Origin of the sequence: Agathobaculum sp. LCP25S3_E8 (assembly GCF_052117165.1) — a bacterium.
Lineage (GTDB): Bacteria > Bacillota > Clostridia > Oscillospirales > Butyricicoccaceae > Agathobaculum.
This window is the reverse complement of record NZ_JBQKJR010000005.1, coordinates 16,977-42,628: the sequence shown is the minus strand read 5'-3', so window position 1 is coordinate 42,628 and position 25,652 is coordinate 16,977. Positions and strand designations below refer to the sequence as shown.

The following is a 25,652-nucleotide window of genomic DNA, read 5'->3' as shown; positions in this document are numbered from 1 at the left end:
TTCCTCCTCGGAGCCAAACAAAATACCAAAAAGGCAAAGGTGCATGCAGATCATACACCTTTGCCTATTATAACAGATTTTCCTTGCCGACGCAAGACGACAATCCCTGCCATTTTCCTACACTACTGCTTTTTTACGTGAAGTTTTTGTGAACAGACGTGTCTCAACGCACATTTTCTTCGCGGCTGGCCAGATATTTCCGCACCATGAGCGCTACCTTGAAGACAATCGCATGATCGAATTCACGCAAATCCAAACCGGTCAGCTTTTTAATTTTTTCCAACCGATACACCAGCGTATTGCGATGTACAAACAGCTTTCGCGAGGTTTCGGAGACGTTAAGGTTATTCTCAAAGAACTTCTGAATGGTAAACAGCGTCTCCTGATCAAGCGAATCAATCGAACCCTTTTTGAATACCTCGCTGAGGAACATTTCGCACAGTGTGATCGGCAACTGATAAATCAAGCGGCCAATGCCAAGGTTTTCAAAACTGATGATATTTTTTTCAGTATCAAATACCGCACCAACTTCAATGGCGGTCTGCGCCTCCTTGAAGGACTTTGCAATATCCTTCATCTGCGACGATACCGAACCGATACCTATCAGACTCTTAACCGACAGTTCGCTAAGCAGCGCCTCTTCAATGGATGCGGCAATCTTGGCCAAATCCTTAACATCGCTGCCTGCTTTCACTTCTTTGACAACCACAATATCGGTCTCAGAAATGTGCAGCACGAAGTCCTTCTGCTTATCCGGGAACATACCCGTTACCACATCAATGGCCGCAACATCTGCCGGCATCTGCTGGCGAACCAGAAAAACCACGCGCGGCACATCGTTGCCGAAATGCAGCTCACGGGACTTGATATAGATATCGCCCGGCAGGATATTATCCAAAATAATATTTTTGACAAATGTGGCCTTGTCGTGCTTTTCATCATACAATGTTTTGATGTTGTTGATTGCAACCGCCACCAGCGAGCAGATGCTGCGCGCCAGCTCGTCCTCCCCCTGCACGAAAACAGCGTATTCCAGCCGACTGGAACGGTCCCCCGTGGTGTGGTAGGTATAGCCGCCAAAACGGACAATTTCACCTGCAAATCCAAGCTCGGTGATCGCTTCCTCACGCATTTCGCCGATACGGGGCAGATCGGTACACGCTACGACCGCACCGCTCGCATCCACAATACCAATGGTGCGATCTACTGTGTCCTTCATCTGCAAAACAATCGACTGGAACAATCTTGAAGCCATTTCCATCACCTTTCCCGTATTTCCCTATTCTCGTGCGCTTTCACGCCATGTCACAATCGCCCCGGCCCAACAAATCGCCGTATTCCTGACATTGTTCACAAGAACCCTTGATGTTCCCTGTGCATTTTAAGACATTATATCATAGTCTTCTACATTTTTGTACAAAAATTTTTATTTTTTTTGTGGATTTTTAGATACTCTCCTGCGTCGGCTGCTGCAGCAATTCCAACTCTTGTTCGGTCAGAGCACGAAATGCGCCTTCTGTCAAAGCCGGATCAAGCTGCAAGCCACCCAATTGTGTACGACGCAGCTGCACCACAACGCCGCCCACTGCCGCTATCATGCGTTTGACCTGGTGATACTTTCCTTCCCGCAGCGTGACCCGCACACGCTGTTCGCCGCCCCCCGCCAACCGCTCCAGACGGGCGGGCAGACAAACTGTACCATCCTTCAGTGTCAACCCTGTTTGGAAGCGAGTCTCCGCCTCCGGCACAAGAATGCCTTCTACCACAGCTTCATAAACTTTATACACATGCCGCGACGGACTCATCAGCGCATGACTCAGCGCACCATCGTCTGTCACAATAAGCAGTCCCTCAGTGTCCTTATCCAATCGTCCGACTGCAAACAGACCACGCCGCATTTCCTCAGGAAACAAGTCAAGCACGGTATCGTGCCGCGCATCCCGGCTGGCAGTAATCACGCCTGCCGGCTTGTTGAGCATATAATACCGCTGCGCCTGATACTTCTGTGCTTGTCCATCCAGCACGACCTGTGCGCTGTCCGAATCCACCTTTGTCGCGGGATCGCGCTCCACCGCGCCATTGACCTGCACGCGGCCTGCACGAATCATAGCCTGTACTTCCTTGCGGCTGCCGCAATTCAAATGCGCCAGCAACTTGTCCAATCGCATCCGTGGCATTTTGTCTCCCCCGACAATTCATTCCTGCTAATAGCATACCACTTTTTCGCAAATTGCACAATAGGGAATTGCAGAAAAAGTGCAATTCCCTAAATTGAATCCAGAGATACAAGAATCTATTCTCGGTTTTTTGTGAATTTGCACAGTCCAAGGTTTATTCAGCCGAATCCGTTTCCGGCATTTCCGTGATACCATGCACAAAGCCATTGGTTTCTGATGAGCTGATGTCCGCCGCAATCAGCTGGTTGCGGCGAATCAGCAGATTGGCAATGACCCCCTCTTCTCCGGTTGGATATTCGGTCAGCTCATAGGTATACAATGTCGCACGCTTACCTTGATACGGTGTAAGATCCAGCCCCTGTCCCAACTGAATGGCGTTATACGCTTGATAGGTGTCGTCAAAAGTTTTAGGTATCTGCACTTCGCGCTCACTGCGCGGCTCCGGATTGACCTTCCAACCGTAGCTTTCCAGCAGCGCAACGCGCTGTTCGTTGTTTTTCAGCTTACTGTTCAAATCTATTTCGCCCGAAGCGGTCTGTGCATGCATTGTGTCCGCTGTCGGCGCAAGCAATGTGACCCCCAGAACCACAGCGCCCACTGCCAGTACGCCTGCCACCACTTTTTTCACCGATATCTTGGCTGCAAAAACAATCATGCTATCGCCCCTCCTGCTTTTGCTTTATCCTATGCGGACAAATGAAAAAGCAGAACAACAAAACGCCGTCCGGCAGAAACAATCGTTTCTGCCGGACGGCGTTTCATATCATAAAGAAAGATTATTCGACAATCTGGGCTGCAATCTCATTTGCCAACGCTTCCAGTGCATCAAACTGATTTTCCGCCAGCGCAGACTTCAGCGCGACCGTATTTTCCAGCAAGGTCATATTCTTCATGCCCTCCAGAATCGCCTTCATATGGCGACCGGAAACAGGCGCCCAAGTACCATTTTCCAGCAGAGCCACCGTGCGATTCTGCAGATTCAGCGCCTTGAGATCATGCAGGAACGATTCCATGCGCGGCTGCAAACCGCCGTTATAGGTCGGCGCAGCCAGCACCAGGTGACTGCAACGGAAACTCTCCGCTACCAGTTCGGAAACATCCGTGCCGGATACATCATACATTGCGATATTGTGCACGCCTCTATCGGCCAGCATGCCGGCCAGCACATTCGCCGCATTCTCCGTGTTTCCATACATCGTGGCATAGGCGATCATCACGCCCTTATCCTCCGGCTCATAGGTGCTCCACTTCTGATACTTATCCATCAGCAGACCCAAGTTGCCACGCCAAATCGGGCCATGAAGCGAACAGATCATTTCAATGTCAAAGGCCGCCGTTTTTTTCAGCAGTGCCTGTACCTGTGCACCGTATTTGCCAACAATATTCGTATAGTACCGGCGGGCATCGTTCAGCCAAACGCTGTTAAACGCCAGCTCATCGTCGAAAATATTACCTGCCAGCGCGCCGAACGTACCGAACGCATCTGCCGAGAACAGGATTTTGCTCGGCTCGTCATAGGTAACCATAACCTCCGGCCAGTGTACCATCGGCGCCATAACAAAGTGCAGCGTATGGCGGCCGGTAGAGAGCTTGTCCCCTTCCGCAACCACCAGTGCGCGCTCCGTCATGTCCTCTGCATAGAACTGCGTCAGCATAACCAGTGCCTTGGCGCTGCAAACAATCTTTGCCTCAGGGTAACGGTGCAGCAGCGCAACAATCATGCTGCAATGATCCGGCTCCATATGGTGAACCACCAGATAATCCAGCGGACGGCCCGCCAGTGCAGCGGTAATATTTTCGTAGAACTGACGGCTGATCGCATCATCCACCGTGTCAAACAAAACAGTCTTTTCGTCCAGCAGCAAATAGCTGTTATAGGAAACGCCGCGCGGAATTGGAAACAGATTTTCAAACCGACTCAGGCGGCGATCGCTTCCGCCCACATAAACAAGATCATCTTGGATCTTTCTGATCGTGTGCATCGCAAGAAACCTCCGTATTATCTTGATTTGTTAAAATTATATCACAGATTCTTTTTTTCGTCTACCCTGCGATGAGATCCACAACAACAAAAAACCGGCTGTAAAACAGCCGGTTTTTGACAGAATCAATGTTTTATTCCTTATTGAGCGCTTCCAGCCTCGCCTTGTTCTCCGCGATGACCTTTTCCTGCACCTGTGCGGGTGCCTCGTCATACCGCTCAAAGTTGGAAACAAACGAGCCGCGCCCCTGCGTCATCGAACGCAGCGTGATGGCGTAGTCGGACAACTCCGCCATCGGGCACTCAGCCAGAATCTCCTGCTTACCGCCCTCAATTGGGTTCATGCCCATAATGCGACCGCGACGCTTATTCAAATCGCCGATGACATCGCCCATGTATGCATCCGGAATAATAACCTTCATCGAGCAGACCGGCTCAAGCAGAACCGGGCTTGCCTGCGGAATACCCGCTTTGTACGCCAGACGCGCCGCCATCTTAAAGGACAATTCGTTGGAGTCTACATCGTGATACGAACCGTCAAGCAAAGTGGCGCGCAGACCGACCAGCGGATAACCTGCCAGAACACCGTGCTCCATCGCCTCACGGATGCCCTTGTCGACTGCCGGGTGGAAATTCTTCGGCACCGAACCGCCGAAAATCTTCTCCTCGAACAGATAATCGCCTTCCGGATACGGTACAAATTCCATCTTAACGTGACCGTACTGGCCATGACCACCGGACTGCTTCTTATGCTTGCCTTCAACTACCACCGTCTTGCGAATCTTCTCACGATACGGAACGATCGGCGGCGTGAGCGCTACTTCTACGCCAAACTTATCCTTAAGCTTAGAGCAGAGCACATCCAGATGAATGTCGCCCGCACCCGAAATGGTGTGCTGCTTGGTTTCCGGATTGAACTCGGTCTCAAAGGACGGATCCTCATCGTGCAGACGAGCCAGACCTGCGGAAATCTTCTCTTCTGCGCCCTTCACCTTCGGCGCAATGCCCTGCGTATAGCACGGTGGCGCAAACTCGATCGGCTCCAGTTCGACTTTGCGCACACTCATCGAGAGTGTGTCGCCTGTCTTGGTAGTTACCAGCTTGGAAACCGCACCGATATCACCGCAGCCAACCACTGGAACTTCGGTGGTCTTTTTGCCGCAGACTGTATAGATATGACCCATCTTCTCATTAGCATCGGCACGCTTGTTCACCAGAGTCATATCCTGCTTGACTTCGCCCGACATTACCTTGAAATACGAGAAACGGCCATACTGGTCGGCAACCGTCTTGAAAACAAACGCACAGGTCGAACCGTTGGGCGTGCAGTTGATTTCGATAAGTTCGCCCTTTTCATCCTCGCAGATTTCCACCGGCTTTTCGTCCGGAGACGGCATATAGTCTGCAATACCCTTCAAAAGCGCATAGGAACCGATGCCGGTTGCCGCAGTACCGCAGAATACCGGTGCGATAACCAAATCCTTAACACCCTGACGGATGCCGGCGATCAGCTCTTCATCCGAGAATTCCTCGCCTGCAAAATACCGCTCCATCAGCTCTTCGGACAGCTCCGCCACGTTTTCGCACAGCGCTGCACGATGCTGGTCGATACGCTCCTTCATATCATCCGGGATCGGAATCTCCACACGCTTGTTGCCTTCCATGCGATATGCCTTACGAATGACGCAGTCCACAACGCCGACCGTATCGCGATTGCCCTCGAAAATCGGCACAACAATCGGCGCAACCGATACGCCGAACTGCTTTTGCAGCTTATGCAGCGAGGTATAGTAATCCGAATTTTCTTCGTCGATCTTGGAGATGTAAAACATGCGCGGCATAGCGCGCGCCTCGCAGCGCTCCCACGCCTTTTCCGTGCCAACGCCCGGACCGGACTTGCCGGTGGCGATAATAAGAGCGGACTCCGACACACGCAGAGCGCAATTTACTTCGCTTTCAAAATCAAAGAAGCCCGGGGTATCCAGCAAATTGATTTTGCAGCCGTTCCACTCGATCGGCGCGACAGCCGTCGAAATCGAGAACTGACGCTTGATTTCCTCGGGGTCGAAATCGCAAACCGTGTTGCCGTCCGTGATCTTGCCGACACGATCGGTTACACCGGCGATATAGAGCATACTTTCGACGAGCGAGGTCTTGCCGTCGCCGCCGTGTCCCATGAGACATACATTACGAATCTTGTTAACCGGGTAATTGGCCATAGTTGATAAACACTCCCCTGCCCGAGCCTTATTATGCGGGCGCTTTGTTAGCGGGAACGACTCCCTTATTTGTAATTATACACTATTGTGTGCATGTACGCAAGCTGTTTTTTGTGCATTTTTGACGCTTGTTTTTCGTTTTTCCAGCACCGAAATCTGATTGACAAAAATTTTTTAATTTTTACAAATTTTCCTGTCACAAAATTGGCGCGACATACGTTTATATAGTATAAAGTATTTTAACGCATCCAAGGAGGCGGTTCCTATGACACGTGCTTATCTTGCTACCGCAACAGCCGTACTGGCGGTTGCGCTTGCCGTTTTTTCCGTAGCCTCCGTCCTGCCCGTTTGACTTTTTTCTCTCTCTTTTTTACCGCCTCGGGCGGATCTTCTCTTCCCTGTTGCCACGCAAGGCAAAAAAAGCAGGTCTGGACTTTGATGGTCCAGACCTGCTTTTTTGTTTCTCAATGTGTTTGCTGCGTGATAATGAACACCGGGATATACCAGAGAAGCAAATACAACAGTATATTCATCACCGGCAGCGCGTCCACCGCATTCTGCGACACCAGATAGGCAACAATCAGCATGCCGCAAATACCCGCAAACGCCCCCAATGTCAGCGCGGAGCGCACCGCACCGGCCAGCTTGTCCGCACAACGCAGCACCTGCACAAACGCACCCGCGCCTTCACGCGTCAAAATGGCAGCAGGCGCATCCCCGTCTGAGTAGTTCGGATCGAGCAGCCGCATTACACCAGCCGGATTGGGCTGGTCGGCAAAACCGCGACGCAAATCGAATTCTGTTTCTATCATCGCAGGTGAGATATTGAAATCCCGCACCGCCAGCACCGCATTCATATGCATGCGGCGCATCATGCGCATCGCGCGGTAAGTATGCTTCGTTGGCTGATAACGCAGCGTCAAGACACCGGTCAGCGCGTTATCCACTACCAAATATGAGCAAACCTGTTCCCCCTGTCCGGATGGAATTCGAATGCCCATTTTCACCATCAGTGCCGCCGTACCCAGCACCACACGACTGGTGCCGATATCTCCCGTCAGGCCGCCTTCCACTTCCTGCACATTGCGCGCGGCCAACGTTACGCCATAGCGCTCACGTGTAGCCTCGGTCAGCACACGCCCCAGCTCCAGACCGGCACCATCCGCCAACGCTGCCGCACAGGCAAGCACCTTGTCATCCGACAGGCGGCCCATGTTCTGCAACGACTCCAGGCTGATCGATCCGGATGGGAATAAATCGTTCTCGGTCAGTACAACCTCTTCCGTACCGCGCATCAGATTCGCCTGCCGCGCACCTGCAATCGCCGCGCCCGAGGCAAGCAGACGGCGAGACACGTTCTTATAGCTTGCGCCAAACGCACAAATGAGACCGAGCGGAGCGGAAACCGACAAAATAGCGGAAAACGCCCAGAAAAAGCGTATCGGCTCACCACGTCCAACCGAAGCGAGCAGCGCAAAAATAATAGAGGCTGCCAGTGCGACCGGCACATAAATCATGGAGAATCGATCCACCGTGTCTGCACGTTCCATCTCGGTCAGGAATGCCTTTTCCGCATGGAGCGGACCTTTGACCGCACGGCAGGCATCATCCTCTGCGTCATAATGGCTGTAAATAGCTGCGGGCTGCTCTGCCGAGCAGATCGCCTGATAGGCACGCGCGCGCGCTGCAAATCGACCGCGTTCCTCACGCATTGCAGCATACAACAGCAGAATGCTGACCGCCAGATACGGTATCTGCACGCCGGACTGATTATCAAACACAATGATGGACGCACCGTGCAGCAGCGCCACAAGAATTGCAAACGACACCAGCGAAGCGCGGTCAGGCATGCCATGCAGCAAATTATAAAAGCCCATGCCGAACACATCAATACCAACAAATAGGGCGATGAATTGCAGCAAAAGCAGCACACCGATGCCGATTGTCGGATTTTCCACCACATCAAGCGCCAGCGGCAACGGCAAAACATCAAAACCGGGCGCGAGACTGAGATATGCCGCGGCCACCGCAAGAATCAGCACAACAATAGAGCGCGCAGACAGGCCCTGCGCCCGACGCTTAAACGCACGCTGCGCCTGCGCCGGATCGCGCAATTGAATTTCCTCTTCCTCCTCGGCCTGCTCAGCTGCAATGCGAGCCGCACGAGCTTCCTTGCGCGTCATCTTAGCGCTGCGGGCTGCACGTTTGGATGACATTGCCGCCCCGGATGCCGCTGCACCCGACAGTTCCGGAGCATCATCGAATCCGTCCTCCGCATCTGCAGCCTGCTTGGCCGCCATCTTTGCTTCGCGTTTTGCCTGTCGGGCCGCCGCCTTTGCTGCCGCCTTTTCCTGCCGCGCGGCAGCTTTGGCCTCTCTTGCAGCAATGCGCGCGGCACGCTCATCCTGTTCCGCCTCTTCAAAAGCGGTCAAATCCGGAATCTGCTCCTCTGGATCAACCCTGTGCGGCGCACGCTTTTTCGGTGCAGTGCGCGGCGCGGCCTGCGGCGCTGGATCCGCCGCCTGTACCGGTGCTGCTTTCGGTGGCTCTGGCTCCGGCATTTTCGGCTCCTGCACATGTACCTGCGGCGCCGCTTTAGGCGTCTCACGCGCAGGTGACCGCTGCTCCTGTGCTACTCTGGCAGGCGCTGGTTCAGAGCGGGGCGCATGATGCGATTGCGCCGGTGCGCCACCCTCCACCTCAGCGATAATGGAATCCAGATCAAACTCATCGCCATCCGGTACGTCGCTGAGCATCGCCTTGATCGCTTCCAGGTTCATGGTTTCGTCTTTTCTGTCCATATCCTTATCTATTTGCCTCCTTTAGTCGGCTTGCGTGCGGCGACGTACCGCTTCAAACAGCAATACCGCCGCTGCATTGGACGCATTGAGCGAATTGACACGCCCGCACATGGGGATGCTGACAATATAATCGCACTTATCCCGCGTCAGGCGGCTCAGCCCCTGTCCTTCCGAACCAATAATGATTGCCGTTGGCCTATCAAATGCGGCTTCATACAAGCCGACTGTACCGTCGGCCTCTGCGCCGAACAGCCAAACGCCGCGTGCTTTCATCTCGTCGAGCGTGGCGGCAAGATTGTTCGCCTTATGCACACCCACATAGGCCAGCGCACCCGCTGCCGCGCGCGCCACCGCCGCCGTCAGACCGACCGCGCGGCGTTTTGGGATAATCACGCCATGCGCGCCCGCCGTTTCCGCCGAGCGGATGATAGCACCCAGATTGTGCGGGTCCTCAATGCCGTCGCATACCACAATAAGAGGCACCTCGCCGCGCTCCTCCGCCACGCGGAAAATGTCGTCGAGCGAAACGTATTCTTGTGCCGCCGCCTGCGCAATCACGCCCTGATGGTTGCCCGTCGGACTCATATGGTCGAGCTTGCGGCGGTCGCAGGTGACCACCGGCACACCATGCCGGCGCGCTTCCGCCGCCACGTCACCGATGCGCGCGCCCTCTGCTACAAAGACCTTGTCCACCGCGCGTCCTGCACGCAGCGTTTCGAGCACTGCATTTCGACCTTCAATCAATGTGCCGTCGTCCTCTCTCGCAGGCCGACGTCTGTTTTTTTCATAAGCCATATTCCTACGCTCCAAAAAACCTTAGATAGTGACATTATAGCACACTTTTGCCGTCACATTCAATCATATCCGCTTAAAAAACGCGAAACAGAGCTTGTTTCCCCATTTATATGCAAAAAGACGGAGACTTCGCCCCGTCCTCTGTGCATTTTGAGAGAATTACAGCGGCTGCTCCACGCCGTTGATGCGAGCGTGTTCTCCTTCTTCCAGCGGAATCAGCAGACACTTCTGCCCGTCCACCATGTCCGCACGAATGCGGCTTGCCCGCTCCTGCGGCACATGCAGCTCAATCTCCGTATCCTCGCGCCAGGGTGTGTCGCCGTCCTCATCGGCGCGCTGCGCCGCCTGTGCTGCCAGCTCTTGCTGCAAAACCGCTACTTTCTGCTCGAGTGCTGCTGTATGCGCACGAGCAGTGCCTTCTTCAACCAGCTTGTTGTCCAGCACATTATCCGCCACGGGCGGCGTATCACCAAACACATGCGTATAGCTTTTTTCCATCAGCTCACGCACCTTTTCCGGTACCTCTGCCTCGGTGGCGAGACCGGACAGTGTCTCCGCCGTCAGGCTGACCGGCGGTAGGGACTCGTCCTCCTCCCGCTCAGCCACCATGCCGCTGATGGTTTTCTGAATCTGGAAAAAGGCGGCATCTGCCTGCTCTTCGTCTTCCCCGAACGCATCGAGCACCACGCTGCGGAATGCCTGCTTGTCCTCAGCCGCCGTGCGCTGCGGCACGCAGCCGAGCACCTGCTCGACCAGTTCCGGATGGGAGCTTTTTCCGGTTTTGACATAGTACATCACGGCATTGACATCGCTGCCGCGGTTTGCAAACGCCGGATAGACAAAGCCAAGGTCAGGCAGACCGACCACCCAGTCGCGCACACGCGCGCCGATGCGGTTTTCGTCCTCGCGGTAACCCAGTGCGGGTTTGGACAGTTCAACCGGACAAACCGCGCAAAGTATGTACTCGTAAATTTCCTCGGATTCATCCTGCTCCTCACCCGAGGTCGCTTTGGACGGCACATCGTAAATATCGTGATAGACAAGAATCAAATAGTTGCCCGGATAGGCATATTCTGCGATGATCTGCTCGTACAGGCGGTCGAGTAGTTCTTCATTACCCAGCTTGCTCTCCTTGAGCGCGAGCAGATACTTCTGATGCTCTGTGGCCGACTCGCTGCGGTCGAACTCCAGTTCGAGCAGGTTGCTGCCCAGTGTGCCGGACAGCGTTTTCTTGGCGATCTCCAGATATTTATAAAACTCGTCCTCTTCCAGTTCGGAAAAGGATTCACTGAATTTGAGCACCACCTGTTTGCCGCTGTTGACATAGCAGCCGCACATACGGCCGAAGGTACATTCGGTCTTTTTTAGGCGGCGGCGCAGCTCAAGCACATCGCCTTTGGTGATATTCATGTTGCTTCTCTCCTGTTCTGCGCCCCGTCGGGGCCGGTGATCTTCCGTCTTAGTATACGGCATCCCCCATGCGGAACGCAAGGGATTTTTGCCGCGCGGTTCTCACGCACGGAAGATGGTCTCCCCTGCCTTGACCGTTTCCAATACGCGAATGTCCCGCAGCCGTTCAGACGGCACGGCGAACGGATCGGCATCGAGCAATACCAAGTCGGCTGTTTTGCCCGGTCGCAGCGAGCCTTTACGCGCTTCCTCAAAATACTGCCGCGCAGCGTTCACCGTAACCGCGCGCAGCGCGTCCACAACCGGAATGCGTTCGTCCGCGCCGAGCGTCACGCCGTCCTTGGTCACACGCTCCACCGCGCACCAGATCGTATGCAACATATCGGGCGGCAGAACAGGGGTATCCTGATGGAAAGTGAATGGAATACCATGCGAGAGCGCAGAACCCGCCGCGCTGATGTGCGAAGCGCGCTCCATACCGAAGTTGCGAACATGCACGTCACCCCACTGATGAATATGCGCAATGAAGAACGATGGGATGATGCCCAACCGAGCTACTTCCTCCATTTGGTCGGGTGCAAGCAGCTGCGCATGAATCATTACCGGCCGCAGTTCACGGAAATCCGAATGCGACCGCTCCATCTCCGCCACAGCGGAAAGATACTGCGCCGCAGCGGCATCCCCGTTGCAGTGCGCTAACGGCTGCATTCCACTGCGGTAAGCCGCAGTGAGCGCCTGCCGTAATGCTTCGTCTGTCATGGTGGGATAGCCGCAATAACCGTCCGGTGCATCCGCATACGGCGCACGCAGCCACGCGGTGCGGCCCTGCGGTGAGCCGTCTAGAAACATCTTGCAGCCGCCGAGCTTAAAATGCCGGTCATACCGCCGCACCGCTTCCGGGAATGCGTCGCAGATTTCATCAAGCACATCCACACCCGGATAGGCCACCACATCCAGTTCAAGCATCTGATGCGCCAGCAACGTCTGATACAGTTCGACCAGACTTTCCGGCATCATGCCCTCCTGCACGGTAGCGATACCATATGAGGCATAAAGCTGCTGCGCACGGCGGCAGGCATCCATTAAATCCGCAAGGTCAGGGGCAGGGACCTTCTGTTGATACTGCAAAAACGCATTTTCTTCCATATAACCGGTCAACCGACCGTTTTCCCTGCCGATGGCACCGCCTTCGGGCGCGGGCGTATCCGGCGTTACACCGAGTAATTCAAGCGCCAACGTATTGAACACGCCCATATGACCGGACTGATGCACCAGCATGATGGGATGGCGCGCGGATACACGGTCAAGCACCTCGCGCGTCGGATGTCGCTGCTCGGCAAGCGCGTTCTGGTCGTAGCCCTTGCCAACCACCCACTGCCCCTCTGGCACATGATTATCTGCGATAAACCGTGTCAGTGCGGCCTCAATCTCTGCAAAATCCACCGCTTCCCCGAGCGGCGCTTGCAGCATTGCATAGGCTGCACCGGAAAAATGGCTGTGCGCGTCGATAAACGCAGGCAGCAGCACACGACCATCCAGATTGATCTGGGCTGCATCCTTCGCCCGCGCATGCAGCCGCTCATATTCTCCCACCGCTGCAATTACACCGTTTTCCACCAGCAGCGCTTCCGCTTGTCCCTGATCTTCCATCGTATGGATCGTGCCGCCATAATACAGCATCTTCATTGCCGCTTCCCTCTTTCCGGTTACCTTTGGTTTCAGTATAACACGCAAACGCCTAAATAATTGAATAGACTGTGAATTTTGTGTCAGACCGCACAAAAAAGCGGGCCGGCGTCAAAATTGATGCCGACCCGTATGTACCTATGCTTTGGTATTTGATTTTCTGTCGAAGGCTGCGTCTTTTTCCGGCAAAACCACCTCACGGGTGCCGGAAATCCGGTCGTGCAGCATGCGTTTGCCCGGTGTATACACACCCAGCATCACCGACACGATGGTGATAGCCACCATGCCGATACGCACGGCATCCGCTGCGCTCTCACCTGCCGCACGGGCCAACAGCTCGCGCAGCAGCTGACTTGGAAATGCCACTGCGCCTTCCAGCACGAGCAGACCGACAACCTGCCGCAGCAGCAGCTTGCCCGCAGAAACCGACTCCCCGTTATCCATGCGCACAATTTTGAGCCGCAGCAACCGTTTGCCGGGTGTCTGGCCGTTCCACACAAGCGGTATCAGCCAGTAATACAGCACGCCCAGTGCGATCGCAACCGTTCCCCAAAGCCATCCCGTGCCATCAGGCAGCAGCGATGTATCCAACGCGGCCACCCCCGTGCGCATGGAATTGACCAGCAGGAGCGGCGCACCGCACACCATCGTTGCCAGATACCAGTCCACCACATACGCCGCCAGACGGCGCAGCGGGCTGATGCCTGCACTCTTCATTGCTTTTTCACTCTGCAAATGCACTCCACTCCATCCGACAGCCGGCACATATTACCGGTATAAATATCCTGACTTCTGTTATTCCGCCGCCGTTTCCACCGGAACTGCCTGTTCTTCTTCCAGATACTGCTTATCCAGCGCTGTGATAAACGGATAATAGATCAAACCGCCGATAACGATTACCACCAGCTGCAGCACACCGCCACGCCAGTCTCCGCACATCATCCAGCCGCCAAACGGTGCGGGCAGCGTCCACGGAACGGTAACGCCCGTCGGATAAGGCACCAGACCAAAGTACATCGCACAGAACGAAAGCAGTACGGTAATCGGCGGGACAATAAAGAACGGAATTGCCATCATCGGGTTGAGCACCATCGGCAAGCCGAAGATAATCGGCTCGTTGACGTTAAAGATACCCGGCAGCAGGCCGAGCTTGCCCAGCGACTTGATACGCTTGGAGCGGCAGCGGAACGCCATAATGGCCGCCAGCGAAACCGTGTTGCCGGTACCGCCGAGGAAAATGATATGATTGGCGAAATCCTGCGTGACAATGTACGGACGAACTGCATCCGCCGCCGCGTTGAACGCATCCAGATTGGCGAAACGCGCTGCATACCACAGCGGACCCATAAACGAGTCGATGACCGCAGTACCATGGATGCCGAAGAACCACAAAATCGAATTGAGAATGGTGATGAACATTGTGCCGATAAGCGTCGTGCCAATATTAGTCAACGGCATTTGAATCACCGTGACGATAAAATTCGTCACCGTGCCGAACGGCGTTGCCGCAAACGCCAGACGGATGACGAGGAACAAAATCACGATGATGGTTGCCGGGATGAGCGCTTCAAACTGGCGCGAAACAAAGCTCGGCACGGATTCCGGCATTTTGATTTTGAGGTTTTTCTTAAGCAGCACCGCATACAGCTTAGTCGCAAGCAGTGCGGTCAGCATCGCCGTAAATAAACCGCTCGCCTCAAAACTGGACGCGGCATAGCCGCCCTCGTCCATCTGCTGGAGCAGCAGGAAATAGGCCGAAATCGAAATAGCAACTGCGGGCAGCGGCTCAACCTCTTCTTCGGACGCCAGCGAGTGCGATACACCGACCACGGCAAACAGGGCAACCAGCCCCATCGTCGCAGGATTGACCATATCCCAGCACCACGAGCCCCAAACGTCGCCCACAAGCGAAGTCATGAAGTCGTGGAACGCCTGCACTGGAAAATCACCGATGACAATGGCAATCGAGCCGATAATCAGCAGCGGCATGGACAGCATCAAACCGTCGCGCAGCGCAACCAGATATTTATTGCTGGACAGCTTCTGCGACAGCGGCATCAGATGCGTCTCCATAAATTCGGTTATTTTGTTCATTTTCTTTCCCCCTTGCTTTCACTGCCTCAGTCTTATTTCAGAACAGGGAAATGCTCCCCGTTCACTGCAATGTACTCATCCAGAATCTTGCGGGCCAAGTCGGTGTCCACCACGGTGCGATTGACCACCAGCGCCTGCAGCGCCTTCTGGTACGAGCCTTCGAGTGCCGCATCCACCGTTAGTTTCTCATAAGCATACTGGCCCTCGAGCAGTCCCTTTTCAAACGTGCCCGCCGGCGCGATGCGCAGCGGCTCCGCTCCGCGCGCCCCCACGCGGCAGGCAACCTCGAGCATCATCCCGTCCGACAGGTTGGGCACAATGCCGTTGTTCTCGGTCATCAGCAGGAAAATCTCACCCTGATTGTAGGCGATGCTCATGGCCAGCTCGACTATATAGGTTGCGTGTGCGTCGTTGTGCGCAATCGTTGCCGACTCAAACTCACCGTCTGCATTTTTATGCGAGCCTTGGCTGTATTTGCGGTCCATATCAAATTTGGTTCCGCGAATCTTACCCAGTGCAACTATCTCATCGCAATACGCCTTGACGCGCTTCTCACGACCATCGATAACCGTATTGGCGCGGGTATAGTTGGGGTCAGTGTGTGCGACCATGGTATTCGGGTACAGATAGTACTGCATATAGGTATTGGGCAGCGAGAACGGATAGTCCTGCACCATTTTTTCCAAATGTTTGAAGGTGAAATTCCAGTAATCATCGTTCTTTCCCGAAAATCCCAGTTCTTCATCGCAGTTGCCGCGCTTGAGCTTGTCCAAAATCTGCGGCAGGACGTCCTCGCCGGTCTTTTTATCATACATGGCGGTAAACCATCCGAAATGATTCAGGCCATAGTAGCGCGGCTCGACATCCGTCCGTTTGCGTCCGCCCGCAAGCGGACAGAAGATATCCATGATGGAAATCGGCATATCACAGATGTTGATGAGCCGAAAATCATCCGGAAACACCCGCTTGGTCGCCTCGGCCACGATGGCCGCCGGGTTGGAATAGTTGAGAATCCATGCCTCGGGTGAATAGCGGCGAATGGCACGCACCAACTCAATCATTGCCGGCACAGAGCGCATACCATAGGCAAAGCCGCCGGGTCCGCAGGTCTCCTGTCCGATAACACCGTATTTGAGTGGAATCTTCTCATCCATTTCGCGCATCTTCAGACCGCCTGGCCGAATCTGTACAAGCGCAAAATCAATATCGGTAAACGCGGTTTCTTCGTCGGTCGTGTAAGAAAAATCCACCTCCGGGTAGTATTCCCGGAACAAAATCTCACCAAAACGGCCGATATGCTCCTGCCGTTCGGCGTCAATATCGTATAAAACGACACGGCGTAGCGGAAAATGCTCCCGCACCAGACAAAGCATTTCCAGCATATCCGGTGTATAAGTACTTCCCCCGCCCGCAATTACGATAGAAAACTGTTTCACGCGGTATTTCCTCCTTAAATCCTCTTTTGGGCAGCAAAAAACGTCTGTATTCTCTTGCTCTTTAACCATAAGCATAAAGAATACAGACGTTTTTTCAAGCATTTTGGATGAATAAAAAATTTGTCAACTGCATAAAAAACATGTTTTTGTTTTCTGTGCATCTGTTGCAGCCCACTTTGCGGCATGTTAAAATGCTCATAGCAGCACGATCAGTTTTCCTGCTGCAGCCGGTCAACCAAACGGGAAAGAATGTACTCAAACAGAATAAGCGTCCGGCCAATGAAAAAATCCGGCACATTATAGGCGACCGATCCACCCGTGCGAATCACTAGGCGGTTACCGCTCATCCGGGCAAGCGTGGAATCGCCGTGCGCAGTGATGGTATACAGCTTATGGTGCAGCGTCTGCGCATGCAAAGCGATGTCGACCAAATCGCGCGTCTCTCCGCTTTTGGACAGGATGATGGTCAGACTTGGTTCGTTGCCGCCCCGCATCATATCCACCGGCGCTCCGTCGTAAGCCAGAATGCCGAGCGTTGCCAGACGGCGCATAAAGTACGACGAAGCGATCGTGGAAAAGCCCAGACCCACAATAAAAATGCAGCGGTTGCGACAGCGCAGCAGCTCGTCGGCAAACGCTTCGATGCAGTCCGTATCCACGGTTTCCAGAATGCTTGTCAGGTCGATGCCGGCCGCAGCGTCCCGCTCCGCCTCAGAGTGACGGCGCAGAGAATACATCATATCGCTGTAGCCCTGATACCCCAGCTTTTTGGATAGCTTTATCACGGTTGTCGTCGATACAAAGGATTGCTGTGCGATCGCGCGGATGTTGATTTTTGCATCCCCATGCTCCACAGCACGGAGAATACACTCCAACACCCGGTGTTCGGTTTCATTGAGCAAATATCGCTTGGATAAATCGATAAGATTCATTGCTCTACCCCCACCGTGTTTGTTTTTCTGTAAGTATATCATATTTTTTACACCATTCACAAGAGGAGGCACTCCAGTTATGAACGTATTACTTCTTTGCTCACAGGGCATGTCCACCGGCATGCTGTGCGACCGGATTGCAGCCGCCGCCAAAGAGGACGGCTGCGATATGACCATATGGGCCGCCAGCGAAATCAAGGCGCGTGAGCACGTCGGTAAAGCGGATATCATTTTGCTCGGACCGCAAATCCGCTATCTCAAAAACCGCATTACGGCAATTGCAGAAGGCAAGCCGGTAGAGGTCATCGACATGATGGCCTACGGCACCATGGACGGTAAAAAGGTCTATGGCGATATCAAAAAAATTATGGGAGTATAACAATGGCCATCACACAAGAACAACTGGAACAGGCCTGTTTCCAGCTGATTTCCTTCAGCGGCGCAGCCAAGAGCGACTATCTGGAAGCGATTGAGTACGCAAAAACCGGCGATTTCACCGAAGCAGAAGCCGCCATTGCGCGCGGCAACGAGGAATACTTACAGGCACACAACGCACACTTTGACCTGATTCAGGAAGAAGTCAGCAGCGAAACCGGGCTTTTAACCCGTTTAACGCTGGTGCATGCCGAAGATCAGCTTGCCATGGCGGAAACCGCACGCCTGTTCTCCGAACAGATCATTGAATTGTACCGCCGCTTGCAGAAATAAAATCCGCATCCACAAAACAGAGGGGATTCCCATTTATCCGGGATATCCCCTCTGTTTTTATTTCATCGCAGCTTATCCCGCTGCATGCTCGCAAAACTCCTTGGCACGACGCAAAAAAGTTTGATAAGAAACGCCCAGCTGCTCCGCAGCCGCGCGGGAGGAAATCTCACCGCGTTTCCAGCCCATGGCCAAATCCACAAAAACCTGCGGCATCGCAATCCGCTTTCGGCCAAATTGTATCCCCCGCTTTCTGGCCTCGGCAATTCCTTCCGCCTGCCGTTGATGAATATTTTGACGTTCGGTTTCCGCGATATAACTGAGAAGCTGTAAAACAATATCAGAAATCAATGTCCCGGTCAGATCCCGCCCTTGCCGTGTGTCCAGAAGCGGCATATCCAGCACCACAATCGCAATATTCCGCTTTTTCGTCAGATAGGTCCACTGCTCCAAAATTTCCGTATAGTTACGGCCTAAGCGGTCAATGCTTTTGACGACCAATACGTCGTTTGGCTGCAGGTGCGCAATCAGCTTTTGATACAGCGGCCGACAAAAATCCTTCCCGGAAAGTTTTTCCACGACCATGTTTTTTTCACAAACCCCGAACGCCTGCATTGCAGCCAGCTGCCGCGCTTCATTTTGATCTTTTGTAGATACACGGATATACCCATACATTTTTTCTTTCATCGGTGCCCCTCCATATCAATAGTATCTACTGCCTATTCTACCCCAGATACGCAAAAAAATGGGCCGGCATCTTCACGATACCGACCCATGTTCTGTTATTGCTGCTACTATTTCTTTGATACATCCCGTAGTAAATCCACATGAAGGATTTTATCCAACGATGGCACCTTCCCCTCCGGGTGCTCACTGCGTATTTGATTCTCGAATTCCTTTGAAACAGCTTGATAATAGTTTGGGTTTGCGAATTTCAAAAACAGTGCTACCCGCAGAGGTTCTTCCTCCTTATATCCCATTTCATGAACCAACGTTGCCACAGTATCTCTTTTCCAACTTCTATTACCGATTTCCCCGCGATAATTTAATGCACCACCCTTGTGTATGGCAATATCGTCCATAAATTCGCCCAAAGCATCACCGGAAGGCAGAGGCAATCAAATACTCCGGTCGAACTGACGGATAGAGTAACGGAATTTCCCTGATTTGCTCGGTTCAATGCGGGGAACCACGACAGCCTTGACCTCTACGCCCGGCATAAAACCGGCAACATCCCTTCGGAACGCCTCTACCTCCTTTAGCATTCCTTGCTCGCATATCACCACCCGCAGCTCCGCACGATCCATGCTGGTCTGAATCAGTTGAAACTGTCGGATGGTGTGATACTTTCTGGAGAGTTGGTTGACAAAATTGCCATGGACCAGTTTTCCATCCGGCAGCTCGAAAATCGCATCCTCCCGCCCGTCCAGACTTTGGATAGTGGGAAGCGTTACCCCGCAGGGACATTCCGCTTCCGGCGAAAGCGTGGCAGTATCCCCCAACAAGTAACGAAGGCGAGGCATAGCCAGATTATTGAGATCCGTGGTGACAACCAAACCGCTCTGGCCCGGTGCCGCCGGTTCCAGCGTGACAGGGTCCACCACCTCCAGAATGCAGTTTTCCGCAGTGATATGCAGATGACCGCACCGGCATTCATAACCCAAAATACCCGCATCGCGTGCGCCATACTCGTTCAGAACAGGACAGGCAAACGTGTCACCAATGCTCTGCCGTCGGAAATCGCTGAGCGTTTCCGAGGTAGAAACAACAGCTTTGAGATGCTTCAGGCGCAATTTCTCCCGAGACGGTTCCATCAGACGGGCAAACGTTTCCAGCGCACTGGCATAACCATAAAGATATTCCGGCTGATAACGGTTGAGAAAACGGACATACTGTGTCACGTTCTCCTCAGTCAAGTCGTAGGCGGAAAGAATGGTCCGATTCTTTAACAAGTGGTCCTTCCAGCGTGCAGAACGCTGCTGTTCCTGACTCAGTTCAATGGGATTGCCCCAAATCATGACACTTCTGCTGCCCGGAGTAATGCCCCACCACGACAGGCCCCGCCACTGGGCGGCTTCGTAATGCTCCACGGTGTACCGATCCATAAAAAATTTTACCGGTTCTCCTGTGGACCCGCCGGTGACATTGAGAATCAGCCGTGACCGGTCAAATTTAGTGTTCAGAAACCGCTGAGGATCGTTTTGAAACGCGGATTTTTTCAAAATCGGAATCGCGCGGAATACAGCCCACGGGTCCTTTTCGATATCCTCATCGGTAATACCAAGGTTCTGATAGGCAGGCACGCCTGCGACACAGGCGTGTAAAAGCCGCTTCAAGCGCGTCTCCCGCAGTATGTGCAGTGCCTCTGGAGCGGCATATTGCGTCTGCTTCATCTCACGCAGATAAGCCCGAATCCGATTTCCTTTGCCGTATTCCATCGCCGGGTACAGCAGTTTTTCGATAAAGAATTTATTGACCGACATAGCAAAACCCCATTGCCTGAAAAATGCCCTGCGGTCCACCGCCGGACATTACGATGTTTTTCATTCAGGAGCCTACAATTCTTCGCCCCTTTTTCTCGATGCAATGGGAGTATAACATACTGTTTTACATTGTTTTCCGCAAATTGACCCTGATCGGCAGACAGAATAATAGAATATACTTTCATAGAAAAACCCTGCAAAAAGATGCAAATGCAATCCTTTTGCAGGGTTTTAACGCTTTTGAATCTGCTTCCGTCAGAGCAGATGCAGCAGTTCGTCCGCCTCCTCCAAATCCAGTTGTTCGAGTACGTGGCGCACATAACCGACCACGCTTTCCACGTCCTCCGCCTCGCTGCGATATCCGGCCCGCCAATATTCCTGTGCCAGATCGGTGCAGCGGCGGCGGGTTGCAGCATCCCGTGTCACCGCCAGCAGCGCTGTCGCGTTTCCGAGGGCTAGTTCCGGATGGGTCAGAGAAAGCTGTTGCAACGCATAGATGAGCACACATTCCAGCCGGTCCCGTACGCGCAGCGGGTCCATACCCGCGTAATGCAGCAGCACGTCCAGCTCTTCCAGCGTCATGTTCAGATGCAGCCCCAGCGCCGTCAGGCTGCGCCGCCGCGGTACGATACCATGGCACCGCAGCTGAGACAGCTGTTTCTCCACCCACGCCGGAAGGCCCAGACTGTGCAGACTGCCGCCGCCGTCCCGAACCGCTTCCAGACGATGCATGGTCAGATATTCCTCCAGATACCGCTCCAACTTCTGCTTGCGCCCGGTCAACTCCGCCCCAAACGCCTGCAAAAACGCTGCAAATTCCGCTTCGGTATCCACAGCCGACAGATGCGCCATCAGCTTTGTGGTGGTAATGCCGGAAGGGCCGTCCGGCGACCAATCGGACAACAGCCGATGATATAAAGTCTCTGCCGCAGCATAATCATACCGCAAATCGCCCCGTTCCCGCCTCTGTAAACAGAAAACGCAGCAAGCGTCAAAGGGGTCTCTCGGATTGAGGCCACAATAGCCGCCATAGCGAGAAAGCATGTCGCTGACCGCTTTGGGCGGCATTGCAACACCAAATCCAATCCTGATATAGGTATCGCGGCTTTTGGGCGCGCCACCTTGCAGCCGCCAACGCTTCACCGTATTTTTACTCAGACCGCATCGGGAGGCAAAACGGCTGTAACTCAATCCGGAAGCGTCCAAAATATCGGCAAAGAAGCTCTGCCAAGGCTCAGTCCACCCGTCCCGCTCTTCCAGCAAGGCCAGCACATCGGCAACGGTTTCGCAGCGGGACACCTCCATGGCCCTATCCATCGGTCTCATCCCACTGACAGACAAAGCCACAGGATTGCGCATCAAACATATATACCCCGTTTATCACCGAATCATTCCAAACCCAGCCCTGATCGTCCTTACGGTACATCATCAGGTAATGCTCGTCGCCGCCATCGTTGTTAGGCTCACCGATGGCCCACGCCGCAAACTCGAACGACGCGCCCGTTACCCATTGAAAGCCGCTGCTGCTGCTGTAATTATTCGCCCCCAGCCAGACCGTGTTGATCTGGTTTTCCTCCAGCAGCGCAGTGATGGTGTCCATCTGTTTCTGGCTTGTAATCGTTGCCAGATGTCCGCCCCGCGCCTCGCAGTAGACCTGCGCTTCTTCCCAATTCATGGTTGCTTTGACCACTGCATAGCGGCAGCCCTCTTCCGGCTCCACCTCTGCCAGTTTGGTCGCCGACGGCGGCAAAAAGGTCGCACGAAGCGCCTGCATCGGATAGGGCAGCATCACCAGCGTTATGGCAAACACCGCGCAGGCCCATCCCGCCACAGCCGCCGTCCGCCAACCGTTTTTTGGCCGCTCAAGCGCCTTCAGCAATGCATCCGCCGAGGAAAAGCGTTTCTGCGGCTGCGCCTGACAGCACCGTAAGATGATTCTTTTCAGCCGCCGATCTCCTTCCGGCGGCGGCGGCAGTTTCGTCCCCTGCCAACGGCGGCGGACCGCTGTTTCCCGCTCGGAAAAGGGTGTATTTTCATCCATCAGGGGCAGCTGTCCATAATTGAGCAGCTGATAAAGGACAATGCCCAACGAGTAGAGGTCGGCGCGCCCATCATAGACTTCGCCCCGGGCCACTTCAGGTGCCATATAAGCGGCAGTGCCGGTCATGGTTTCCAGCACCCCGGCGCGGCAGTGGCGCGCAATGCTGAAATCTCCCAGTTGGAAACGGCCATCGGCGGTACGATACAGATTGGCCGGCTTGACATCCCGGTGAATCAAACCGGCTCGATGCGCAGCAGCAAGCGCGGCGGCAATATCCCGCGCCAACGTGCAGACCTCCGATACGGGCAGGCTTTCCCCTTCCCGTAGCAGTTCCGCCACGCAGTCCAGCTGCTCCATGCGCATGAGCACATCCCAGCCAACCAGCGTGTCCCCGTCATACAGCGGAAAACAGGCGTCATCGTAAAGCGTCACTACATTTTCGCAGCCGCGCAGCCGCTCCAGTGCGGCGATTTCCTGTCGGACATCTGCGAGACTCTGCTCCAGCTCTTCCCCTCGCCCCAGAACCGTAACGACTTTGACCACGCAGGCAAAGCCCTGTTCCGCTCTTCCGCCGGACAGGGTATAAACACAACAGCTGCCATTTCGATAAATTCGTGTTTCCGGAATCCACTGCCCCCAAAGAGGCGCATAGCCCCGCAGCCGTTCCTCAAGGCTCTCCATAGGCTGTAATCCTTTCCTTTTGTCATGGAATGACTTGTCTGGGAATTATTATACAATAAGCCAACCAACCTGACAACCCGCCCCATTGTTCCAGACTGACGTAAGGCATGACATAACGGTTGCCCAGCACAAGGTCCACGGGCAAGCTACATGTCAAACACCATGCGGCACGAACCCCTTCATACGAAAAACAGCGCGGCAGGCTTTTCGCCCATCGCGCTGTTTTTTTACCTTTCTATCGATGTGCCGCCGACGATCTGACGGCGAATTGCTTTGTACAGACACATCCTGCGATGCAAAACAGGGTACACATGTAATACAAGCATGACTACTGCTGTTCATCGCTGTCGCAACGACTTTTGCCAAACGCGATAGAGAGCAGCCAGCCGATCGCACCCATATAAAGCATAGAATTGACTGGATTGGATGTGATTGCACAAGCACCGGAAGCGCAGCCAATCACACGGTAATACAGATAGCCGACCAGTGCGCCGCCGAATGTAAACAAGGCCGGGCGCAGCCATCGAATCAGTCGTTGTTTCATTGCGGTGCCTCCCATAAGTTACCGATCGGTTTGCGCCAGCAAATCAGCCTGCTCCGGATGCCGCTGAAACCACCGCACGGCATAAGAGCAAACCGGAACGGCCTTGCGGCCGCTTGCACGCAGCTCCTGTGCCAGCGAATTCAGCAGCGCACCAGCTACGCCTTGCCCGCGCAAGGTATCGTCTACCACTGTGGACGCGATTGTGACCGTATGCTCATCTCGCGCCGGGAAAGCAACATAAGCGAGTTCCCTTCCGGTTTCATCCTCCATCCAAATGCGGTCGGAACGCTTGCAAAACTCCATGAGAATGCCCTCCTTTTTATTTCGTCAACCATTTTCGGTCAGATACTGCTCAGCGTAATATGCGGCAACAGCGCCATCGGCCGCGGCGGTGATCACCTGCCGCACTGCCTTGGTGCGTACGTCGCCTACAGCAAATACCCCCGGCACTCCGGTGCGGGTAGACTCATCCGCAATAATATATCCGCTGTTATCCAAAGCAATCTGTCCGGCAAACAGGGCGGTTTCGGGTGCGCGGCCGATGCTGACAAACAGCCCGTCAACGGTAAGGTCGGTTGTCTCACCGGTCACCGTATCCCGCAGACGAACGCCGGACAGACGCTCGTCGCCCAGCAGCTGTTCCACCGTGCTGTTCCATCGAAATTCAATATTGCCCGCCTGCATCAGCGGAGCATGATAGATCTTGGTCGCACGCAGGCTGTCCCGTCGGTGAATCAGGATTACCTTTTGGCAAATACGCGACAATAGCAATGCGTCAGCCGCAGCCGAATTGCCGCCGCCAACGATTGCAACCGTCTTGCCCTTGAAGCTCATGCCGTCACAGGCCGCACAATAGGCGACGCCTCGACCGGTTAGCTGTGTCTCGCGCTCGACGCCAAGTGAGCGATGATCGGCACCGGTAGCAATCACGATGGTTTTAGCGAAGAACACCCCCTCGCTGGTTTCCACACGCTTGGGGTTCTCCATCACATGAACCGCTTGCACCTCAGCCAGCTCGGTTTTCGCTCCAAACCGCTCTGCACCCGCCTGCATCTTTTCACCCAGTTCAAAACCGTCAATGCCTTCCTCAAAACCCGGATAGTTGTCGATCTGGGTGGTCTGGGCCATCTGGCCGCCCGCAGATAACTTTTCCAGCACGAGTGTATCCAGTCCTGCTCGCGTGGCGTACAGTGCAGCGGTGTAGCCCCCCGGACCGCCGCCGATAACGATCATATCATAAATGTGCTCCATATTCATTCCTTCTTTCTGCTTTGATGCAGCAACCCGCCACTTTGCGGTCAGGACAGTGTTTCCGCAATGAACGCGTCGATTTTGGCCTTGGAATCGGGCGCGACAATCGAACCGAGCGACGCGCCGTTCTGATAGAGCACGAGGGTCGGCACAAGCTCAATGCGCTCCTGCTCAGCGATCTGCGGTTCTTCATCGATATTGATTTTTGCAACCACCAGTTTTCCCTCGTTCTGCTCTGCAACTTTTTCGTAAGCCGCGCTAATACGGCGGCAGTAGGTGCACCACGGGGCCCAGAACTCAACCAGCACCGGCATCCCTTGTTTTGTACTCTCGCGGAACTCATCCGCATGCATATGAATAGCAGCCATGATAGCAACTCCTTTTTCCTTGTTTGATTATAGTATACCCGATTCCGG

Annotated in this window: 24 protein-coding genes; 2 read left to right on the top strand and 22 right to left on the bottom strand. The window is 54.2% G+C overall.

What is annotated here, in order from left to right:
• Positions 1 to 163: 163 nt before the first annotated feature.
• The 13 genes from ACTQ34_RS03395 to ACTQ34_RS03335 form a co-directional block, all read right to left on the bottom strand.
• Positions 164 to 1,255: a helix-turn-helix domain-containing protein gene (locus tag ACTQ34_RS03395; RefSeq protein ID WP_297274355.1), complete on the bottom strand. Its 1,092-nt coding sequence runs from the start codon at positions 1,253 to 1,255 to the stop codon at positions 164 to 166.
• Between the two features lie 190 nt (positions 1,256 to 1,445).
• The gene (locus tag ACTQ34_RS03390; protein WP_441362508.1) at positions 1,446 to 2,177 is read right to left on the bottom strand and encodes a pseudouridine synthase; all 732 of its coding nucleotides are present in this window, start codon (positions 2,175 to 2,177) and stop codon (positions 1,446 to 1,448) included.
• A gap of 154 nt (positions 2,178 to 2,331) precedes the next feature.
• Entirely contained in the window at positions 2,332 to 2,832 is a 501-nt protein-coding gene (locus tag ACTQ34_RS03385) for a DUF4830 domain-containing protein (protein WP_441362507.1), read from the bottom strand.
• Between the two features lie 121 nt (positions 2,833 to 2,953).
• Positions 2,954 to 4,159, bottom strand: a complete 1,206-nt coding sequence (locus ACTQ34_RS03380; RefSeq protein ID WP_441362506.1) for an FprA family A-type flavoprotein — start codon at positions 4,157 to 4,159, stop codon at positions 2,954 to 2,956.
• Positions 4,160 to 4,292: 133 nt separating this feature from the next.
• On the bottom strand, positions 4,293 to 6,377 hold the full coding sequence (locus ACTQ34_RS03375; RefSeq protein WP_441362505.1) for an elongation factor G: 2,085 nt from the start codon (positions 6,375 to 6,377) through the stop codon (positions 4,293 to 4,295).
• A gap of 464 nt (positions 6,378 to 6,841) precedes the next feature.
• Positions 6,842 to 9,178, bottom strand: coding sequence for a hypothetical protein (locus ACTQ34_RS03370; protein ID WP_441362504.1), 2,337 nt, complete (start codon positions 9,176 to 9,178; stop codon positions 6,842 to 6,844).
• 21 nt (positions 9,179 to 9,199) lie between these two features.
• Positions 9,200 to 9,973 (bottom strand): 23S rRNA (guanosine(2251)-2'-O)-methyltransferase RlmB, encoded by a 774-nt coding sequence (gene rlmB, locus ACTQ34_RS03365; protein WP_441362503.1) that lies wholly within the window; start codon positions 9,971 to 9,973, stop codon positions 9,200 to 9,202.
• A gap of 159 nt (positions 9,974 to 10,132) precedes the next feature.
• Entirely contained in the window at positions 10,133 to 11,383 is a 1,251-nt protein-coding gene (locus tag ACTQ34_RS03360) for a DUF4317 domain-containing protein (protein ID WP_441362502.1), read from the bottom strand.
• A 102-nt stretch (positions 11,384 to 11,485) separates the two neighbouring features.
• On the bottom strand, positions 11,486 to 13,069 hold the full coding sequence (locus ACTQ34_RS03355; RefSeq protein ID WP_441362501.1) for an amidohydrolase: 1,584 nt from the start codon (positions 13,067 to 13,069) through the stop codon (positions 11,486 to 11,488).
• A gap of 138 nt (positions 13,070 to 13,207) precedes the next feature.
• Positions 13,208 to 13,804: an RDD family protein gene (locus ACTQ34_RS03350; RefSeq protein ID WP_441362500.1), complete on the bottom strand. Its 597-nt coding sequence runs from the start codon at positions 13,802 to 13,804 to the stop codon at positions 13,208 to 13,210.
• Between the two features lie 60 nt (positions 13,805 to 13,864).
• Positions 13,865 to 15,163 carry a PTS sugar transporter subunit IIC gene (locus ACTQ34_RS03345; protein ID WP_441362499.1) on the bottom strand — a complete coding sequence of 433 codons (1,299 nt, stop codon included), beginning with the start codon at positions 15,161 to 15,163 and terminating at the stop codon, positions 13,865 to 13,867.
• 32 nt (positions 15,164 to 15,195) lie between these two features.
• Entirely contained in the window at positions 15,196 to 16,599 is a 1,404-nt protein-coding gene (locus ACTQ34_RS03340) for a family 4 glycosyl hydrolase (protein ID WP_441362498.1), read from the bottom strand.
• Between the two features lie 209 nt (positions 16,600 to 16,808).
• The gene (locus ACTQ34_RS03335) at positions 16,809 to 17,531 is read right to left on the bottom strand and encodes a MurR/RpiR family transcriptional regulator (RefSeq protein ID WP_441362497.1); all 723 of its coding nucleotides are present in this window, start codon (positions 17,529 to 17,531) and stop codon (positions 16,809 to 16,811) included.
• Positions 17,532 to 17,610: 79 nt separating this feature from the next.
• Here ACTQ34_RS03335 and ACTQ34_RS03330 point away from each other — a divergent pair, with 79 nt between their 5' ends.
• Both ACTQ34_RS03330 and ACTQ34_RS03325 read left to right on the top strand, forming a co-directional pair.
• Complete coding sequence (locus ACTQ34_RS03330) at positions 17,611 to 17,910, top strand: PTS sugar transporter subunit IIB (protein WP_373166510.1); 300 nt, start codon at positions 17,611 to 17,613, stop codon at positions 17,908 to 17,910.
• Between the two features lie 2 nt (positions 17,911 to 17,912).
• On the top strand, positions 17,913 to 18,239 hold the full coding sequence (locus ACTQ34_RS03325) for a PTS lactose/cellobiose transporter subunit IIA (protein WP_441362496.1): 327 nt from the start codon (positions 17,913 to 17,915) through the stop codon (positions 18,237 to 18,239).
• A gap of 72 nt (positions 18,240 to 18,311) precedes the next feature.
• Here ACTQ34_RS03325 and ACTQ34_RS03320 read toward each other — a convergent pair whose 3' ends face one another.
• The 9 genes from ACTQ34_RS03320 to ACTQ34_RS03280 form a co-directional block, all read right to left on the bottom strand.
• Complete coding sequence (locus tag ACTQ34_RS03320; RefSeq protein ID WP_441362495.1) at positions 18,312 to 18,923, bottom strand: recombinase family protein; 612 nt, start codon at positions 18,921 to 18,923, stop codon at positions 18,312 to 18,314.
• Positions 18,924 to 19,030: 107 nt separating this feature from the next.
• A complete protein-coding gene (locus tag ACTQ34_RS03315) occupies positions 19,031 to 19,354 on the bottom strand; it encodes a hypothetical protein (RefSeq protein ID WP_441362494.1) in 324 nt (107 codons plus the stop codon).
• The gene (locus tag ACTQ34_RS03310) at positions 19,355 to 20,719 is read right to left on the bottom strand and encodes a phenylacetate--CoA ligase family protein (protein ID WP_441362493.1); all 1,365 of its coding nucleotides are present in this window, start codon (positions 20,717 to 20,719) and stop codon (positions 19,355 to 19,357) included. It lies immediately after the preceding gene.
• A gap of 255 nt (positions 20,720 to 20,974) precedes the next feature.
• Positions 20,975 to 22,036 (bottom strand): hypothetical protein, encoded by a 1,062-nt coding sequence (locus tag ACTQ34_RS03305; protein ID WP_441362492.1) that lies wholly within the window; start codon positions 22,034 to 22,036, stop codon positions 20,975 to 20,977.
• Positions 22,029 to 23,441 (bottom strand): protein kinase domain-containing protein, encoded by a 1,413-nt coding sequence (locus ACTQ34_RS03300; RefSeq protein WP_441362491.1) that lies wholly within the window; start codon positions 23,439 to 23,441, stop codon positions 22,029 to 22,031. The genes ACTQ34_RS03305 and ACTQ34_RS03300 overlap by 8 nt, the downstream gene beginning before the upstream one ends.
• Before the next feature lie 328 nt (positions 23,442 to 23,769).
• Entirely contained in the window at positions 23,770 to 23,985 is a 216-nt protein-coding gene (locus tag ACTQ34_RS03295; RefSeq protein ID WP_441362490.1) for a hypothetical protein, read from the bottom strand.
• Between the two features lie 18 nt (positions 23,986 to 24,003).
• The gene (locus tag ACTQ34_RS03290; RefSeq protein WP_441362489.1) at positions 24,004 to 24,288 is read right to left on the bottom strand and encodes a GNAT family N-acetyltransferase; all 285 of its coding nucleotides are present in this window, start codon (positions 24,286 to 24,288) and stop codon (positions 24,004 to 24,006) included.
• A 24-nt stretch (positions 24,289 to 24,312) separates the two neighbouring features.
• On the bottom strand, positions 24,313 to 25,242 hold the full coding sequence (trxB, locus tag ACTQ34_RS03285) for a thioredoxin-disulfide reductase (protein ID WP_441362488.1): 930 nt from the start codon (positions 25,240 to 25,242) through the stop codon (positions 24,313 to 24,315).
• 41 nt (positions 25,243 to 25,283) lie between these two features.
• Positions 25,284 to 25,604 carry a thioredoxin family protein gene (locus ACTQ34_RS03280; RefSeq protein WP_441362487.1) on the bottom strand — a complete coding sequence of 107 codons (321 nt, stop codon included), beginning with the start codon at positions 25,602 to 25,604 and terminating at the stop codon, positions 25,284 to 25,286.
• Between the last annotated feature and the right edge of the window lie 48 nt (positions 25,605 to 25,652).